Below are 17,162 nucleotides of genomic sequence, written 5' to 3'. Positions count from 1 at the left end.
TCATGCGCCCAACAGGCTCTGGCCGCAGACGCGGACGACTTCGCCGTTGATACCGCCGCTCGCCGGATCGGCGAGCCAGGCGATGGCTTCGGCGACGTCCTCCGGCTGGCCGCCCTGGCCCATCGCGTTCATCCGTCGTCCCGCCTCGCGGATCAGGAAAGGGATGGCGGCGGTCATCTGCGTCTCGATGAACCCCGGCGCCACGGCGTTGGCGGTGATGCCCAGCGGTGCCACGTCCCGGGCCAGCCGCTCCACCCAGCCGATCACGCCTGCCTTCGACAGCGCATAGTTGGTCTGCCCCATATTGCCCGCGATCCCGCTGAGCGAGGAGACCGCGACAATGCGGCCGCCGTGTCGGATCTGGCCCGCCGCCAGCAATGCCGCCGTGATCCGCATCGGGGCGGCGAGATTGACGGCCATCACGGCATCCCAGCGGCCGGGATCCATCCGGGCGATCGTCTTGTCGCGGGTGATGCCGGCATTGTGGACGACCACGTCATAGCCGCCATGCGTGGCGGCATCCTCGGCGATGCGCGCTGGCGCATCCTCCGCGGTCAGGTCGAGCGCCAGTGCACTGCCGCCCAGGCGCGCCGCCTGTTCGCGCAATACGGGCTCGGCCGCCGGCACGTCGAGGCCGACGACATGTGCACCTTGCCTGGCGAAGCAGCTTGCGATCGCGGCACCGATCCCGCGCGATGCGCCGGTGACCAGCACGACGCGCTGCCTCGGCGTTTCGGGCAAGGACAGGGGAGCCGCGCCGATACGGATCACCTGGCCGGAGACATAGGCCGACCGTCCCGAGAGCAGGAACGCCAGGCTGCTCGAGAGCGCAGCGGGTGCCGACAGCGGCACATGGACGAGTTGCACGGCGATTGCGCGGCGCGCCTCCTTGCCGAGCGAGCGCGCCAGCCCCTCCAGGCCGCGCCAGATCGCGGCGGCTTCCGCGTCGGGCGCCTCCGCCGGGTCGGTCGTGAGGAGAAGGATGCGGCCATTGGCGGCGATCGCACGGATATGGCCGTGGAGCACCCGGTACAGTGCGTCGGTATCGGCGACGGTGCGACACCCCGAAGCGTCGACCAGCAGCGCGTCGAAGCCCGGCATATCGCCGCCATCCACCAGTGCCACGTCGAGCGCGCGCAGCTCCTCCGTGAGTTGCGGCAGCAGCCGTCCGCCGCCGGCATCGGCGAGCAGGGCGGTGCGCGCGATCCGCTGCGGGTCGCGGTCGATCGGCACCGGCTGGGGCATTCCCAAGGTGCCGGTCAGCCAGTGCCCGAGCCCGGAATTGGCGAAGGCGAGATACCGGTCGCTCATTCGGCGGCCTCCGGCAGTGGCGTGCGTGGCATTTCCGTCGCCCGCCGCAGCCCTTCGGCGAGCCCGAAATCGGGCTCGAAATCGTCGACCTGGACCGCCAGGTCGGCATGGTGGGCGAACCGCTCGATCAGCACGCGCTCGGCGGGGTCGATCAGTCCCTGGGCTTCGGCAGCCGCGGCCCATGCGCCGAGCTGGCGATAATTCTGGGGCAGCCGCTCGATCCGGCCGGCACGGATCGCCTCGCGCAGCCGCTGTTCGATCGCCGCGACGCCCGGATAAGCGTCGAACGCGACATGGGTGGCGGCAATGGGATCGACTTCCATGCGGGGCGTCCAGCTTCCGGCGAGCAGCCGGTCACGTGCCGGGCCGTGCGTCTGCACGCATTGCGCCACGGCCGCGTCCATCCGGTCGTCCGGGCCTGCGACCGCACCGCCGAACGGGCGCACCAGCAGCCGGAGGATCGCAGCCGCGATACGGCTGGGATGATTGTCGATCACCGCGCGCAGCGCCGCATCCGCGCGGGCCAGCGCATCGCGCGCGGCCCAATGGACGAAAGGCCGGTCCGCCTCGGGACGGCCATCGTCCTCGAACCGCTTGAGGATGGCGGAAAGGATGAAGAGCTGGGACAGGATGTCGCCGAGCCGCCCGGTAACCGTCTCGCGCCGCTTGAGCGTGCCGCCCAGCGTCGCCATCGACACATCGGTCGCCAGCGCCAGCGCGGTCGAGAGCCGGGTCGCGCCGCGATAATATCGCGCCATTTCCGGTGCGGCTCCGCGCGGGGTGCCCAGCAGCAATCGTGCAGGCGTCGCAAATGTCAGCGCGCGTGCCGCATTGCGCAGCAGGAACCCGAAATAGCCGAACAGCGCGCGATCGAACGTGGCGAGCCCGGTTGCCCCGGGCGCTTCGGCCGAACGCATCAGCTCGAGCACATAGGGGTGGCAGCGGATCGCGCCCTGGCCGAAGATGATCAGCGTGCGCGTCATGATATTGGCGCCCTCGACGGTGATCGCGATCGGAATCTGCTGATAGGCGCGCGCCAGGAAATTGCCCGGCCCCATGCACACGCCCTTGCCGCCGATCAGGTCCATGCCGTCGTTGACGATGATGCGGGCGCGCTCGGTCACGTGATATTTGACGATCGCCGACACGACCGACGGCTTCTCGCCAAGGTCGAGCCCGGCGGCGGCCAGCTTGCGTGCTGCGTCGATCGCATAGAGGTGCCCCGCCATTCGGGCCAGCGGCTCCTGTGCGCCCTCGAACGCGCCGATCGGCACGTTGAACTGGCGCCGGATTGCCGCATAGGCACTGACGCTGCCGGTGGCGAGCTTTGCCATGCCGACATTGGAGGAAGGCAGCGATATCGCGCGTCCGGCGGCCAGGCATTCCATCAGCATGCGCCAGCCATTGCCGATCTGCCCGGCCCCACCGATCACCATGTCGATCGGCACGAACACGTCGTCGCCGGAGGTCGGACCGTTCTGGAATACGGCGTTGAGCGGCCAGTGGCGCCTTCCGATCCGGACGCCGGGATGGTCGCGCGGGATTAGCGCGCAGGTGATCCCCAGGTCCGCGGCACCGCCCAGCAATCCGTCTGGATCGCGCACGCGAAAGGCCAGGCCGAGCACCGTCGCAATGGGAGCCAGCGTGATGTAGCGCTTGTTCCAGGTGACGCGGAAGCCCAGCGTCTCTTTGCCCTGCCACATTTCCCGGCAGACGATCCCGGTGTCGGTGAGCGAGGCCGCATCCGATCCCGCATAGGGGCTGGTGAGCGCGAAACAGGGGATTTCCTCGCCCCGGGCCAGTCGCGGCAGGTAGTGGTCCTTCTGTGCATCGGTGCCATAGTGCAGCAGCAGCTCGGCGGGGCCGAGAGAATTGGGCACCATCACCGAAACGGCTGCCGCCGAACAGCGCGTCGACAGCTTCTGGATGACCTGGCTGTGCGCATAGGCGGAAAAGCCCAGCCCGCTATAGCGCCGGGGGATGATCATCCCCAGGAACCCCTTTTCGCGCGCATAGGCCCAGGCGGCGGGGGGCAGGTCCTGCCACACGGCGGTGCTTTCCCAATCGCTGGCGAGATCGCAGAGCCGTTCGGTCTCGATCTCGAGGAAGCTCTGTTCCTCGGGGGTGAGCGTCGGCGCGGGCGTTGCCAGCAGGCGCTTCCAGTCCGGCCGGCCGCCAAAGAGCTGCGCGTCCCACCAGATCGTCCCCGCGTCGATGGCCGCCTGTTCGGTGGCACTCATCCGCGGCATCACGCGGCGGAACAGCGTGCGGAGCGGGCGCGCCACCAGCCTGCGGCGCAATGGGCGTAGCGCAAGCAATGCCAGTGGCAGCCACAGCGCGGCGAGTACGACCAGCCAGCTATCGTCCACCAGCCCAAAGGTTCGGCCCGCGGCAATCCAAAGTGCGAGCCCACTCGCCCAGACCCATGCCGGGGCCTGGACCAGCAACAGCGCGAAGGCGGGGACGATGAGTGCCGCAGTCCAGAATGTCATGAACATAACGCTTGCTCCAGCGATACTGACATTAGTGTCAGTATAGGGGCGGGGTCTGTCAAGCGCGTTGATGAGCGCCGATCAGGTGCCTGTTTTTTGAGGGTTTTTTGGGCCGCGCGATTCACGGTTTCAGGGCTTGCCAGTCGGTTCCGCCCGATTTCCGGAAGGGGGCACGCGTGTAAGGTGCCGGGCGCCCGTCGGGAGAGCGCCCGGCGGGGGGATTAGTAGGTGAGAATCGGCGACAGCTTCACCGTGCCGGTGACCTTGCACGGCGAGCCACCGACCGGATTCGACGGGATCGTCGCACCGGAGAAGGTGAGGATTCCCGTCAGCTGGTTGTAGGTGCCCGACAGGTTACCGAAGCAATTGCCGGTGATCGCCGTCACGGTGACGTTGTTGATCGTGACGGTGGTCCCGCTGGCGGTCACCGCATAGGGCGTCGCGGTGAAGCTGACCGAACCGCAAAGTCCACCGCTGAGGATGATGCTCGTGACGCTCGCCGCGCCGCCGGTGGTCACGTTGCCACCGCCGCTCAGGCTGCAGCTCAGCGTGATTCCCTTGCTGACGGTAATCGTGCCGACATTGGTGATCGTGAACGGACCAGACGGCGAGAAGGTCTGGGCCGAGGCCTGCGGAACCAGGAACACAGCGGACGCTGCGAGTGCGCCGGCCGACAAGATCTTCTTGATCATTATTCCTCTCCTTGCGTTTCGGGCATTGCGATGCCCAATGCAGGGGGCAAAATTCTCCCCCTCCAATCAGACGCATGCGCGGGATCGTAGGGGGGATGGAGCCGCGTCGGCGGCGGAGAGATTGGACGGATCCGGACAGATCTGTGATGGGGAAGGGGCAGGCCCGCCGCATGGGTGATGCGCCAACCCGTTGTCACAGGCGCGACCACGACCTTGTTGCAGCGCGGACGCCTCTATTGTCGCGGGAGGTCGGCCACGATCTGGTTGGCCGATGAAAGGGTTTGAAGCCATCGACGGGCGGTTCGGCGGCTGCCGTTTCGGTGATTCGGGCTGCATCTGCGCGGTATGCTCGTCCGGTTGCCGCTGGGGCTGGTTGCGCCGCTTCCGAAAGAAGAAGGGGCATGCTTCCCCCGAAGCACGCCCCTTCGCGCATTCCACGTCGAATTCTCAGCGCGCGCGGCGCCAGGTCTGCGTGCGGCAAAGGAACACGGCAATGCATCCCTGCACCGCCAATGTGTTGGTATCCGATAGCGTGAGGGTGCCCTTGCTCGCGAGATTGCCGGTTTCAGGGTCGTAGAGTGGCCCGCCTTTCCAGCGCTTGGGACCTCCCGAAAACCCATCCAGCACGCGAAGTCCCTTCACCTTGCGCGTGCGCAGCGAGGCGTTGGGATTATGGACGTCGCGCTGGTCCGGATTGGCTCGCAGCGGTGCCCCGTCTATCACGCGCCCACATAGCGCGGTGCCGCAACGGTGGATTTCGACCATCCCGTCCTTGCGCTCGGTATGCCATTTGCCGACCAGCGGAGAGTCCTGGGCGGATTGCGCCGGGCTCGACACCGGGCTGGCCGCCAGCAGCGAAACCGCGATGATCGACAGCATGCGCATGTCGTTGACGAGAGACTTGGCAGGCAACGGTACCTCCATGGTGAACATGTCGATGCACGGGCATGCGCGCCCGATCCCCGGTGGGCGGGGATCGGGCGCGCGCCCCGGAGCTCAGAAGCGCTTCGAGAGGCGGAAGCCGATGATGCGCGGTTCCAGCGTGAAGACGTTGGTGGTCAGGCCCGTGTCGTCCGAATTGGTGAACGCATCGGTGATGGGCGTGTCGTTGAACAGGTTCTTGACGTAGAACTGGGCCGTCATGTTCCACACCGAATTCTCGGCAGTCAGCGCGACATTGACGTTGTTCCAGCCGTGCAGCCGGTCATAGGCGGTGTTGTAGACCCGGGCGAAGCTTGGCCCCTGGCGATAATAGTCGCCGCGCAGCGTCACTTTCCAGGCATCGGCGAAAACGCTGTATTCGGCGCCGATGTTCACGGTCACGCGCGGCGAATTGGGCAGTTCGTTGCCGCCCAGATCGGCGTAGAAACCGCGCCCGCCATTGGGGGCGCCGCTGCGCGGGTCCGTGCCGCCCAGCGTCCCCAGCGGGCTGAGGGCGGGATTGTAGGGCAGCAGCGGGTCGTAGGTGAATCCCATCAGCGCGTAATAGGGGATCTGTCCCTCGGGCGCGCCCGGCTCATAGTCGCCGAGCCGGTTCGATGCGCTGCACAGCGCCGCAAGCGCATAGGGGCCAAGCCCGCCATCGGGTGACTGCGAAAGCGGCGACGCCAGGATGGTCTCCACCGCTGCACGGGGCGCGATGCAGTTCGAAGGCACCTGGATCCACGGGCGCACGACCACCCAATCGGGATTGCCCTGGGTCCGGTTCATGATGTCGATCGAGCGTTCGCCCTTGGCAATGCGCGTGCGCAGATAGCCGGCGTTCAGGTTCATCCGGAAATTGCGCGACGGCCGCCACCAGGTCTCCAGCTCCAGTCCCATGCTCTTCGCGTCGAAATTCTCGTTGAGCGAGATGCGATCGACGATCTGCGACACCTGGTAGTTGGTGTAGTCATAGTAGAAACCGGTGAGATTGAACCCGCCTTTGCCGTTTCCCAGCACATTCTTGGTGCCGATTTCGAAGGCGTTCACATATTCGGGTTCAAAAGTCTGCGCCAAGGGCTGGTAGCGCACGATTTCGGGATCGAAATCTACGCGCGGCGGGTTCGCGCCGCCGCCTTTGTAGCCGTGCGAGAACGACGCATAGACCATGGTTTCGTCGGTGAACGAAAGCCGGGGCTTCCAGTCGAACACCGCGCGGCCGCTGAAACGTCCCCATTTCTGGACGATGTCCGGCTGGGCCGGATAGCCGATCGCCGACTTGCCGCCCGTCGATCCGCTCAGCACCGGGCCGACGCCCAGCAACAATTGGCTGGGATAGGGCGTGCTCGTCTTCGCATCGTTGGTGTAGCGCAGGCCGGCAGTCAACTTCAACGAATCCGTCAGCTTGTAATAGGTCTCGCCAAACAGGGCCCAGCTCTCGGTCTTCACGACATTCTTGCTGCGAAAGTAATTATGCCCTTCGCCGTTGATGCTGGCGAGCGGATTGGGGTCGACATAGATACAGTCTGCCACACTGTCGGCGGATCCGGTCGGCTTGCAATTGCGTGTGCCAATGGTGTACGTATTCTTGTCGAAGTCAAAGTTTGCGTCTAGATTGTAGAAATATTGAGAAATGAGCGTGAAGAAATTGCTGAAGACATAATAGTCGTCTTCGGATTTGAATTTCAGGTAATTGGCGCCAAGGCTGATGTTCAGGGGGCCATTCCAAGACGATTGGAACCGCAGCTCCTGGGTCCATTGCTCGTTTCGCGATTGGCTTAGGTCCACCGACAGGAAGCGGTTCGAGGCACCGAGCTGTGGGTCGGTGAAGACGCCGCCCGGCGTCAGATTCGGCGCAATGACCTGGGTGTCCAGCGCGCCGGTCAGTCCAGGCTGGGTGGAATCGCCGAAGATCGGGTTGGACGCGAACCGATTATAGTCCTGCGACGAATAATAACGGTCCCGGGCATAGGCGCTTTGCGATATCAGCTGCAGCCCGTCGGCGACGTCGAGCGCGAGATTGAACTGATAGAAATCGTTGCGAGCACGAAATACCGGATCGTAGCTTGTCGAAATCTCGCGCAGATTACGCGATTGGGTCAGCCCGGCATAAGGGTCCGTCAATTGGGGTACCGCAAAGATCGGCGCGTAATCCGGGGGCAGGCTGCCGATCCCGATGTTGCTGGCGACGAACACCTGCGGCAGGCTCTCGGCATTGGGCATGCCGAATGCCGCGTCGTCATACAACGATGCCGGGCGGCAACCTTGGCTCAGCCGTGCTCGCAGGGCGGTGGGCACCGGCGTGGTACCGATCTGGCTCGGGCCATCGTCGCGGGTACAGAGCTGTTTGCCACTGCGTGAGCGGTTGTCGTCCTCTTCGAAATGCTGCCACAGCACGCTCGCAGTGAAATCGCTGCTCGGCTTCCAGGACGCCGAGACACGGGTCGACCACAGGTCGCGTCCATTCACATGGGTTCGGTTGAAGCTGTTATATTCGAAGCCGTCCCGCTTGGTGTAGGCACCGGCGGCACGGACCGCCATCGTGCTGCTGAGCGGCAGGTTGACCATCCCGCTGACGCGCCGGGTCTCATAATTTCCTGCCTCGAGGGAAAGCGAACCTTCGAGCTTGTCGGTCGGCAGCACGGGCAGCACGTTGACGACGCCGGCGGTCGCGTTGCGGCCATATAGCGTGCCTTGCGGCCCGCGCAGCACTTCGACGCGCTCGACGTCGAAGAATTCCTGCTCGAACAGGCGATTGCGGATCAGAGGCGTGTTGTTGAAGCTGACGGCGACCGCCGGATCGGAACTGGCCGAAACGGCCTTGGTTCCGACGCCGCGGATTGAGAAGTTGAAGCCGGAGAAATTGCTCTTCGAGAAAGTGACGTTGGGAATGGCGCGCAACAACTCGCCCCCCGTCTCGATCTTCTGGCTGTCGAGCGCTGCGGAAGAGAAGGCGCTTACGGCGATCGGCACGTCCTGCACCGATTCACGCATCTTCTGGGCGGTCACGACGATCACGCCTGAATCCGTGGGTTCCTGCTGCTGGACCACTGCCGTCTGGTCCGATTGTGGCTTCGTGTCGGTGTCGGCCGAAGGGCCTGCGCGCACCACGAACACCGCGCCGCGCCGACGATAGGAGAGCCCGCTCCCGCGCAGCAACGCCGTCAGCGCCACCTCGACGTCGCTGGTGGCCACATAGCGCGGCGCGACTTTGCCCTGGGTGAGCGCGGCATCCGCCATGATCGAGACCCCGGCCTGCAATGCCAGGTCGCGCAGCGCGCCGGCCATGGATTGCGCTTCGATCCGGAACGCGACCACATGGGATGCGGCCTTAGCAGGAACGATTGTCGCCGCGGATAAAGTCGCTGTTCCGATCAGCAGCAGATATCGCGACACCGGCACCCATTTGCGCATATTTTCCCCTCCATTTTCGACGTTTCGGTTCGCTGTCGCCAAGTGACGCACCCACGTCGGGAAGTATGACGCGTATTCGGTCCAATGCGGGGGGATATGTAAAAAAATAAATCGTGTTTCTCAGTAAGATGGCGTTCGCAGTTGCAGCAATATTCCTCACGATGCACCGCAATAACGGCAGATAATCAGTGCCATTCTCTGCCCTGTTCGCGATATTGACAAGTAAATGGCGGACGTGCCTCTCTCAAATTCGAGGGGTCGGTATGCTTAGGCTGGAACGGATTTGCCGGCAGTACAACGCGCCAGCACGAACGCTTGCGGTGCTCGACACCGTGACGCTTTCGGTGGAGCGGGGAGAGTTCTGCGCGATTGTCGGGCCGTCGGGCTCCGGCAAGAGCACCTTGCTCAACATCATCGGTCTGCTGGACAGGCCCTGCAGCGGCCGGCTGGAAATCGGCGGCGAGGCGATCCGCTCCTGGACCCCGCACGCAACCGCTTCTCTGCGCAACCGCCTGATCGGTTTCGTCTTCCAGTCTTTCCAGCTGCTTCCCCGATTGACTGCGTGGCAGAATGTCGCGCTGCCGCTCCAGTATCGCGGCGTGGCAAGGCCCGCGCGCCGCGAGGTGGCGGAGGCGATGCTGGCGCGCGTGGGGCTGGCCGCATGGAGCGATCACCTGCCGAGCCAGCTGTCCGGCGGCCAGTGCCAGCGGGTTGCCATTGCACGCGCGCTGGTCGGGCAGCCGCAGCTGCTTTTGGCCGACGAGCCGACCGGCAGCCTCGACAGCGCGACCTCGCGCGAGGTGATGGCGCTGCTGCGCAGCCTCAACGCCGAGCTTGGCATCACCGTGCTGATGGTGACCCACGACCAGGAGTTGGCGGCGAGTTGTCCGCGCCAGATCCGGCTGCGCGACGGACGGATCGTCGAAGGATCCGAGGCGCGGGCGGCATGACGATGGACACGCCGGCGGCACCATGGCTCGACTCGCATGTTCCGGACACCCTGGCCGAGGCATGGACCAACCTGCGCGCGCAGGGGCGGCGTTCGGCGCTGGCATTGTTGGGCATCCTGATCGGAACGGCATCGATCATCGCCATGCTCAACAGCGGCCACATGGCGCAGCGTGAATCGCTCAAGCTGTTCGCCAAGCTGGGCATCGACATGCTCCAGATCCAGGCGGTGCCGGCAGGCGATGCCCCGGTCGCGCTGTCCCGGACAGCGATCGCGGCCCTGCCGGTCGTCGATCCCGAGGTTCTGGAGGTGATTGCGCTTGCCACCGGGCGGGCCACGGCGCGGGCGGGGGCGGCGTCGGCGGATCTCGCGATCTTCGCGCCCGCGCCGGCGCTCGCGCGAATGGTAGGGCTGGTCGCTGCGCGCGGCCGGATGCTCGGTGCCGCAGAGGACTGCGCGCTGTCCGTGGTGCTGGGGGCTGACGCGGCACGCGCACTGTCTGGACCGGCCGCAGCGGTGGGCCCGGGCAGCGTGCTGCTGCTGGGAGGCTATGGGTTCACGGTGGTGGGCGTGCTGGCCCCGGTGCGGCCGGAGACGCTCGATCCGGTCAACTACAACATGGCGGCGATGATCCCGCCGGGCTGCGCGCGGCGCGTGATCCCGGGCGGTGGCCCCAACGCGCTGCTCGTTCGACTGCAGCCGGGCGCCGACAGCAAGGCAGCGGGCGCGCGGATCAGCGCCCGGCTGACTCCGCGCGAAGGCACTCTCACCGTGCTCGACGCCCAGTCGATCCTGGCGACGATGCAGGCCCAGAAGGCGGTGCACAGCCGCATGCTGATCGCGATCGGGGCCGTTTCGCTGCTGGTCGGAGGGGTGGGCGTGATGAACGTGATGCTCATGAGCGTGATGGAACGGCAGCGCGAAATCGGGCTGCGCGCGGCCACCGGGGCATCGCCGGGCGCGCTGCGCCTGTTGTTCCTTACCGAAGCCGTTCTGCTCAGCATGGCCGGCGGCATTGCCGGATCGCTGTTGGGCGCAGGTATCAGCTATGCCATCGCGAGCGGATCGGGATGGGATTTCGATTTGGCGCCCTGGACGCTGGCGCTTGGTCCCGTTGTGGCCGGGGGGATGGGGTTGGTGTTCGGCCTCTATCCCGCAATCTCGGCCGCACGACTCAATCCGATCGATGCGCTACGTGCGGATTGAACCTGCGGCCTTGGCCCTTGCGGCCCTGGCGGCCCTGGTGCCAGCTCAGGCCCGTGCGCAACGCATCTCCGCGATTGCGCCCGTGCCCTCGCCATCGAGCATCGGGCCGTCACAGGTTGCGCGCCCCGTGGCGCTCAGCCTGGTGGAAGCAGTGGCGATCGGCCTGCGTGACAATCGCACGATTCGATCGGTGTTTCTGGAACGGGTGGCGCAGCGTTTCAGCCTCCATGCCGCCGAGCAAAGGTTCGCGCCGCGGCTGGACATCGTCGCCGATCTGTATCGGGCGGACGGCGCGGGACAGGTGATCGGGCAGGCGGATGTGCGCGGGACCGTCAGCTGGATGCTTCCCACTGGCGCGCAGCTGGGCTTCGTATGGGACCGGCGCCAGCGGCTGGATCGCCGGGAGAGCGGCGATACCGCGACCCTGGTGCTCAGCCAGCCGCTGCTGCGCGGCGGCGGCATTGCCGTCAATCGTGCACCGCTGCGCATCGCCCGGCTACGCGATGCGACCAGCCAGCTGATGACGCGCAACACGCTGGCGGAAACGATCAGCAGCATCGCCTTTGCCTATCGCGCGCTCCAGCGGGCCCAGGCACAGGTGGTGCTCGCCGAGATGGCGCTGGCCCGGACCAGCGAGTTGATCGCCATCAACAAGGCGATGATCGAGGCGGGCCGGATGGCGGCGGCCGATATCGTCCAGTCCGAAGCAGACCAGGCGAACCAGCAGGGCGCGCTCTACCAGGCGCGTCAGCAGCGTATATCGGCCCAATTGCAGCTGCTGGCGCTGCTTGCGCTCGATCCTGCCACCAATGTCGAGGCCGCCGATCCCATCGCGGCGGAGCATGTGCCGATCGACCTCGTCCCGGCGATCACGATCGCTCGGGAGAGCCGGATGGATATCCAAGCCCAGCGCTATGCCGTCGAGCAGGCGCGCGAGTCGCTGCGGATTGCACGCAATCAACGACTTTGGGATCTGTCGGTGGTCGCGACCGCCACGCGCACCGGCGGACGTGACTTGCTGAGTGGGCCACTGCAGCCGCGGACCGACAATCGCGTCGGATTGCAGCTTTCGATTCCGATCGGCGATCCGGGACCAAAGCTGGCGGTTATCGAGGCCGACACGAGCTTGCGCACCGCCGAGCTGCGACTGGAGGATCTCGACCAGGGGGTTGAGACGCAGGTGCGCGACGCGGTGCAGCGCGTCGAGGCGGCGTGGCTCCAGCTCGAATCGGCGCAACGCTACGAGACGCTGGCGAAACGCGCGGTCGAGATCGAGCGCGAGAAGCTGGAGGCGGGGCGATCGAGCAATTTCCAGGTCCTGTCGCTCCAGGACGGGCTGCGCACCGCGCAGATCCAGGCGCTGAACGCGACGATCGGCTATCTCGACGCCCTTACCTCGTTCGACCTCCAGATCGGTTCGACCCTCGAGAGCTGGAAAATCGACTGGAGCGATCAATGAGGCGGATGCTGCGCCGATCTGCGCCTTGGCTCTTTGCGCTGGCGGCCATCGCTGTCGCAGCCGCGTGGGCGCTGCGGCCCGCGCCGGGGGGCGGCGCGCAGCCGGCGGAAGCCACGGAACAGAGCCTGGTCGTAGAGGCCCGGCCGTTCGTTGCGACCCTGGTTTTCGCGGGCCGGATCGCCCCGGGAGACGCCGTGGGCGTCACGGCGCCGTTCGACGGCGCGGTGCGCACGCTCTCCTTCGCCTTCGGCAACCGCGTGCAGGCAGGGGACACGCTGCTGGTGCTCGATACCGGGGAGGCGGCGGACGCGCGCAATGTCGCGGAAGCGGCTCTGCTCAAGTCCGAACGGCCCGCGCGCGATCTCGCCAATTGGGCGAGCGGGCCCGAGGTCGCGGCGGCACGCCGTCGCCTTCGCCTGGCCGAGCTGGAACTGGCGCGGTTCGAACGCGAGGCCGGGGAAAGCCGCCGCCTGTTCGACAAGGGGTTGATCGCGCGCAATGAGCATGCCGGGGCCGAGCAGCAACTGATTGCCCAGCGCATGGCGACCACGTCGGCGCACCAGGAGCTGGCGGAGACGCTTGCGCGCGGCGACGCGGTGGCTGTGCGTGCCGCGCAGCTCGAGTTGAGCGTTGCGCGCGATCGCCTGCGTAACGCCGAGAACGAAATGCGCTCTGCGGTCGTTCGCGCGCCGGTCTCGGGCGCGATGGTGCGCCCCGCGACCATGGGGACGCTGTCGGGCGCCGCCCCGATCTATGCCGGCGGGCGGGTCACGCGCGGCCAGCTCATCGGGCTGATCGCGCGCGACGGCGGTCTGTCGGCCAGCTTCGACATCGACGAAGTGGATGTGAACGCGCTTTCGGTCGGCCAGGCGGTGACCGTTACCGGCCCTGGCTTTCCTGGAATCGTCCTTTCCGGCCGGGTGGCGTCGATCGCTGCCGATACGGGCGATGCGGGAGCGGCCGGGAAGACGCGCTTCGTCGCGACGGCGACGCTCGATGCGCCGCCTGCGGGACAGGCAAATCGGGTGCGGGTTGGCATGACCGCTGCGGTTGCGGTGATCACCGGGCAGAAGCCGCGCGCGATCGTGCTCCCCCCTCTGGCGGTGGAAGGGAGTGCGCCGGCCGCGACCGTGCGTGTGCGCGTCGGCTCCCGGGAGGAGCGACGCGCGGTACAAGTCGGCCAGGCAACCCCGCAAGGCGTCGAAATTCTCTCGGGCCTGAAGCCCGGGGAGACTGTGGTGTGGCGCGAGCCGAAACCCGTAACCCAGCCAGGATCGGAATGAAATGATGCGGGTGCTCTCCCCCCGATCCGCTTGCCGATGCGTCACAGGCAAGAGGGCGTGCATGCTTGCGACGCCAGATGCCGTAGGGGAAAGACGCACGCGATGTGGGCAAGCCGGATGGCAGGTGGGGCGGGTGGCGCGATGAGCGATGCCTCGCGCATGCAAGCCGATCTAACCCTGTGGGTGAGCCGGCATGGCCCCGCCCTGCGGAGCTATTTCCTGCGGCGCGTCGGCGAACCGGAAGCCGATGACCTGATCCAGGAAGTGTTCCTGCGCCTGCATGCGATGCGCCGCGACACGCCGATCGAAAATGTCGATCGCTTCATTTTCAAGGTCGCGCGCAATATCCTGATCTCGCGCCATCGTTATCTGGAAGCGCGGCATATGTCCGCGCATAGCCCCTTGACGGGAGCGAACGATCCCGTCGATGCAATCTCGCCGGAGCGCATCCTGATCGGCGTGGACGAATATGAACGCGCGGTTCGCGCGATCCTTGAGTTACCACCACGGGCGCGGACGGCGTTTCAGCTCCATCGGTTCGAGAAAATGACGTATCAGGAAATCGGCGAGCGGATGGGAATATCGCGTGAATCGGTCAAGGAGCTGATCCACCGGGCGCTGGTACGGCTCGCCGAGCGACTGGATCGCGACGCATGATCGGCCGCCGCCGCATGCGACCGGACAGGTCCGTTCGAGAACGCGCAGCGCAGCGTTTTCTCGCGTGGCGGGCGCATGATCCGGAACTCGACCCGGCGCTTCCGAGCGACGACGAGGTAGCCGCGACCGAGGAGATGGACAGGGTCTGGGCACTCACCGGGGCCGTCGCCGACGACCCCCGGCTGCGCGAGGTGCTGCGCAGCGATCTCGCACGTTTCGGCCCCGAGCAGCGGGCGCGGCGCCATCGCGCCATTGCAGCGGCGATTGCCCTGCTGCTGGCGGTGCCCGGCGTTGGGCTGGTCGGATGGCAAATACTCGCGCCCGAACCGCAGGCGGTGGCCGCGAGCGGGCATCATTTCTTCACCGGCGTCGGTCAGCGCACGGGGATCGTCCTTGCCGACACCTCAAGCGTTTCGATCGATTCCGACAGCGCGCTGGTGATCCGAATGGACGAGCGTCGGCGCGCAGTGACGCTCGAGCGTGGCCGGGCCTTTTTCAAGGTAGCGAAAGACCGGAAGCGGCCCTTCGTGGTGACGGTGGGGAACAAGCAGGTGCGGGCGGTCGGCACTGCATTCGAAGTGCGGATCGACCGGAACCGCGTCGTCGTGACGGTGTCCGAGGGTGTGGTCGAAGTGACCGAGAAGGGGCCCCGGCGCCCCGTCGAGCACCAGGCGTCGATCGAGGCAGGTAGCCAGCTGGTCGCCAATGACGACAATGGGTGGGACATCAGCCAGGTAGATTTGAAACAATCGACCAGCTGGTTGACTGGCCGGCTGTCGTTCATGGGAGAGCCGCTCGCCGATGCGGTCGAGCAGATGAACAGCTATTCCCGGCGAAAGCTGGTGTTCCGCGGCAATCGCGTCCCCAACGAGCGAATCGTCGGGGTATTTCGCTCGGGGGACACCGAAGCCCTGGCTCAGGCGATCGAGCTAAATGGGTTCGGAAGGATTGTCGCTGACACGCCTGAGCAAATCGAGATCGAAGTCCGCGAGTAGACACGGAAGGCCTCCAGCGTGGCACCCAGTTCTCGCCCTTGGTGCCACGCGTTCGGATATGTCCAAAGCCGCCGCCACGCGCGCAAGATCGCTCGATTCCGCGATTGGGTCGTTCCGGCTTTTCGGGCAACGGCCGACTTCCCTGGATCGGCCAGGCAAATCACCAGTCGGGCCACATCCTTCGGAAGCATTCTCGCATAGTATCGCCAGGTGCTGACGAACGGGTTGTGGGTGATCTTCGCTCGGGCGAACGGCAGTGCAACAACATCTTCTGCGTCCGCGGCTCAGCCGGCATTCCAGGCGTTTGCGCAGGATCTGGATCCGCTGGAGAGGAGACCTCATGTCCGCTGGAACTGCAATCGGACCTGGTTCGCGGCGTCGTGCAGATATTCGGGAGATGCACTTCCGAACACGCCGAAGCCGAGCCCTTCGTCCGCCCAGGTCCACCCGCTGACGCCACTTTCCCGCCGCGCGGTCATGCGCGCGGTCCCTTCGACTTCCATGGGGCGCACATAGAGTGCCATGCGGCGGCCCTTGCCGTCGCGATAGAGATAGAGGCCGGCCGGGCCGTGCTCGGTCGCCACGAGCCGGCCGCCGATCAGGCTGAGCCCTGCGGAACGCAGGTCCGGCGCAGCGATCGGCCTCGCCAGTCGCGCCGAAAACCAGCCGTCGAGCGCAGTGCGTTGCGCTGCGGCCAGCTCCACCGGGCGCGCTTCGTCGCTCGCATAGACGGCGTAGCTCGATGCTGCTTCGCGCGCGAGCGCGGCGGTGCCTGTACCGGGCGCAACCGTCCAGCCTCGCAGCGCCCATCCGGCCATGCCGCCGACGAACAGGAGCACGGCCACGCTCGCTGCCATCGCCAGGGATCGCAACCCAGCCCGGCGATGCCGTGCGCGGTCGAGCAGGTGCAGGTCCAGCGCGGGTGGGACGGGCTCGTCGGCGATCGAATCCAGCGCGGCGCGCAGCGCCTCGGTCTGCGCGCGATAGGCTGCGACCCGCAATGCCTCGTCGGGATGGGCCAGCAGCCATGCGGAGACTTCGGCATCCCGCTCCGGCGACAGGCTCCCATCGACATGTGCCTGCAGATCGGCCTCGCTCATCGGTATGTCGGTCATGGCACGATCCTCAGCGCCGGCCTGACAGCCGGCCGCTCTCCTTCCATCATCCGCCGAAGCCGCTCCCGGGCGCGGGACAGGCGCGACATGACGGTGCCCTGGGGCAGGTTCAGCACCGACGCGGCTTCCGCATAGCTCAACTGCTCCACGCCCACGAGCAACAACACGCTGCGCTGCTCCTCGGGCAGCAGAGCAACCAGTGTCAGCACGTCCCGCTGCTCCATTGCGCTTTCCTGCGTGGCCGGCGTGGCCAGCCGTGCCTCGGGCACTGCCTCGAGGGGTTCGCTCGTGCCGCGGCGTGCGATCCGCCGAAGCCGGTCGAGCGCAAGGTTATGGAGGATGGCGAACAGCCAGGAGCGCAGGCTCGCGGCCTCGCGGCGGGCGTGCCACGCTCCCAGCGCGCGCTCCAGCACGTCCTGGACCAGGTCGTCGGCATCGTCGCGGTCGCGCAGCATCGCGCGGGCATAGCGGCGCAGCGCCGGGATCAGCGGCTGCACCTGCGCGATCATTTCCCTGCTTGCCGACATGCCGGGGCTCATCTCGCATAGGACGATGGCGGGCCGGGATTATTCCAAGGTATGACCGGGCAGGGCGCGAAAATAGTTTAGAGCCGGCGTGGAATAATATGCGGTGCGTATCGTCCAACGGGCAGAAGCTATCAGGGAACG

Annotated in this window: 13 protein-coding genes; 6 read left to right on the top strand and 7 right to left on the bottom strand. The window is 66.4% G+C overall.

The genetic code is table 11. The features are described from left to right. The 5 genes from GGR46_RS08200 to GGR46_RS08180 all read right to left on the bottom strand — a co-directional run bounded on the left by GGR46_RS08200 (position 1) and on the right by GGR46_RS08180 (position 8,704). Positions 1-1,311 (bottom strand): 3-oxoacyl-ACP reductase, encoded by a 1,311-nt coding sequence (locus GGR46_RS08200; RefSeq protein WP_183996270.1) that lies wholly within the window; start codon positions 1,309-1,311, stop codon positions 1-3. Then, positions 1,308-3,803, bottom strand: coding sequence for an acyl-CoA dehydrogenase (locus tag GGR46_RS08195; RefSeq protein ID WP_183996267.1), 2,496 nt, complete (start codon positions 3,801-3,803; stop codon positions 1,308-1,310). Before GGR46_RS08195 ends, GGR46_RS08200 begins: the two co-directional genes overlap by 4 nt. A 221-nt stretch (positions 3,804-4,024) precedes the next feature. Next, a complete protein-coding gene (locus GGR46_RS08190) occupies positions 4,025-4,495 on the bottom strand; it encodes a protein activator of alkane oxidation PraB (RefSeq protein WP_183996264.1) in 471 nt (156 codons plus the stop codon). A 447-nt stretch (positions 4,496-4,942) separates the two neighbouring features. Continuing rightward, complete coding sequence (locus GGR46_RS08185; RefSeq protein WP_246425927.1) at positions 4,943-5,428, bottom strand: DUF2147 domain-containing protein; 486 nt, start codon at positions 5,426-5,428, stop codon at positions 4,943-4,945. A 63-nt stretch (positions 5,429-5,491) separates the two neighbouring features. Then, positions 5,492-8,704, bottom strand: coding sequence for a TonB-dependent receptor (locus GGR46_RS08180; protein ID WP_183996262.1), 3,213 nt, complete (start codon positions 8,702-8,704; stop codon positions 5,492-5,494). A 446-nt stretch (positions 8,705-9,150) separates the two neighbouring features. Between GGR46_RS08180 and GGR46_RS08175 the strand changes: the two genes are divergently transcribed. The 6 genes from GGR46_RS08175 to GGR46_RS08150 all read left to right on the top strand — a co-directional run bounded on the left by GGR46_RS08175 (position 9,151) and on the right by GGR46_RS08150 (position 15,379). After that, positions 9,151-9,780, top strand: a complete 630-nt coding sequence (locus GGR46_RS08175; protein WP_343058080.1) for an ABC transporter ATP-binding protein — start codon at positions 9,151-9,153, stop codon at positions 9,778-9,780. Further along, positions 9,777-10,985 (top strand): ABC transporter permease, encoded by a 1,209-nt coding sequence (locus GGR46_RS08170; RefSeq protein WP_246425926.1) that lies wholly within the window; start codon positions 9,777-9,779, stop codon positions 10,983-10,985. The genes GGR46_RS08175 and GGR46_RS08170 overlap by 4 nt, the downstream gene beginning before the upstream one ends. Beyond that, complete coding sequence (locus GGR46_RS08165; RefSeq protein WP_183996257.1) at positions 10,966-12,444, top strand: TolC family protein; 1,479 nt, start codon at positions 10,966-10,968, stop codon at positions 12,442-12,444. The genes GGR46_RS08170 and GGR46_RS08165 overlap by 20 nt, the downstream gene beginning before the upstream one ends. After that, a complete protein-coding gene (locus GGR46_RS08160) occupies positions 12,441-13,727 on the top strand; it encodes an efflux RND transporter periplasmic adaptor subunit (protein WP_183996255.1) in 1,287 nt (428 codons plus the stop codon). The genes GGR46_RS08165 and GGR46_RS08160 overlap by 4 nt, the downstream gene beginning before the upstream one ends. A 141-nt stretch (positions 13,728-13,868) precedes the next feature. Further along, positions 13,869-14,384, top strand: a complete 516-nt coding sequence (locus GGR46_RS08155) for an RNA polymerase sigma factor (protein WP_183996253.1) — start codon at positions 13,869-13,871, stop codon at positions 14,382-14,384. Further along, positions 14,381-15,379: a FecR family protein gene (locus GGR46_RS08150; protein WP_183996251.1), complete on the top strand. Its 999-nt coding sequence runs from the start codon at positions 14,381-14,383 to the stop codon at positions 15,377-15,379. Before GGR46_RS08155 ends, GGR46_RS08150 begins: the two co-directional genes overlap by 4 nt. A gap of 338 nt (positions 15,380-15,717) precedes the next feature. Here the strand turns inward: GGR46_RS08150 and GGR46_RS08145 are convergent, their stop codons facing one another. Both GGR46_RS08145 and GGR46_RS08140 read right to left on the bottom strand, forming a co-directional pair. Then, positions 15,718-16,494, bottom strand: a complete 777-nt coding sequence (locus tag GGR46_RS08145; RefSeq protein WP_183996249.1) for an anti-sigma factor family protein — start codon at positions 16,492-16,494, stop codon at positions 15,718-15,720. Next, a complete protein-coding gene (locus GGR46_RS08140) occupies positions 16,491-17,003 on the bottom strand; it encodes a sigma-70 family RNA polymerase sigma factor (RefSeq protein WP_183996247.1) in 513 nt (170 codons plus the stop codon). Before GGR46_RS08140 ends, GGR46_RS08145 begins: the two co-directional genes overlap by 4 nt. Between the last annotated feature and the right edge of the window lie 159 nt (positions 17,004-17,162).

Source organism: Sphingomonas kyeonggiensis (assembly GCF_014196745.1).
In the GTDB taxonomy this organism is placed as follows: domain Bacteria; phylum Pseudomonadota; class Alphaproteobacteria; order Sphingomonadales; family Sphingomonadaceae; genus Sphingomonas; species Sphingomonas kyeonggiensis.
This window is presented reverse-complemented; position numbering and strand designations above follow the sequence as displayed.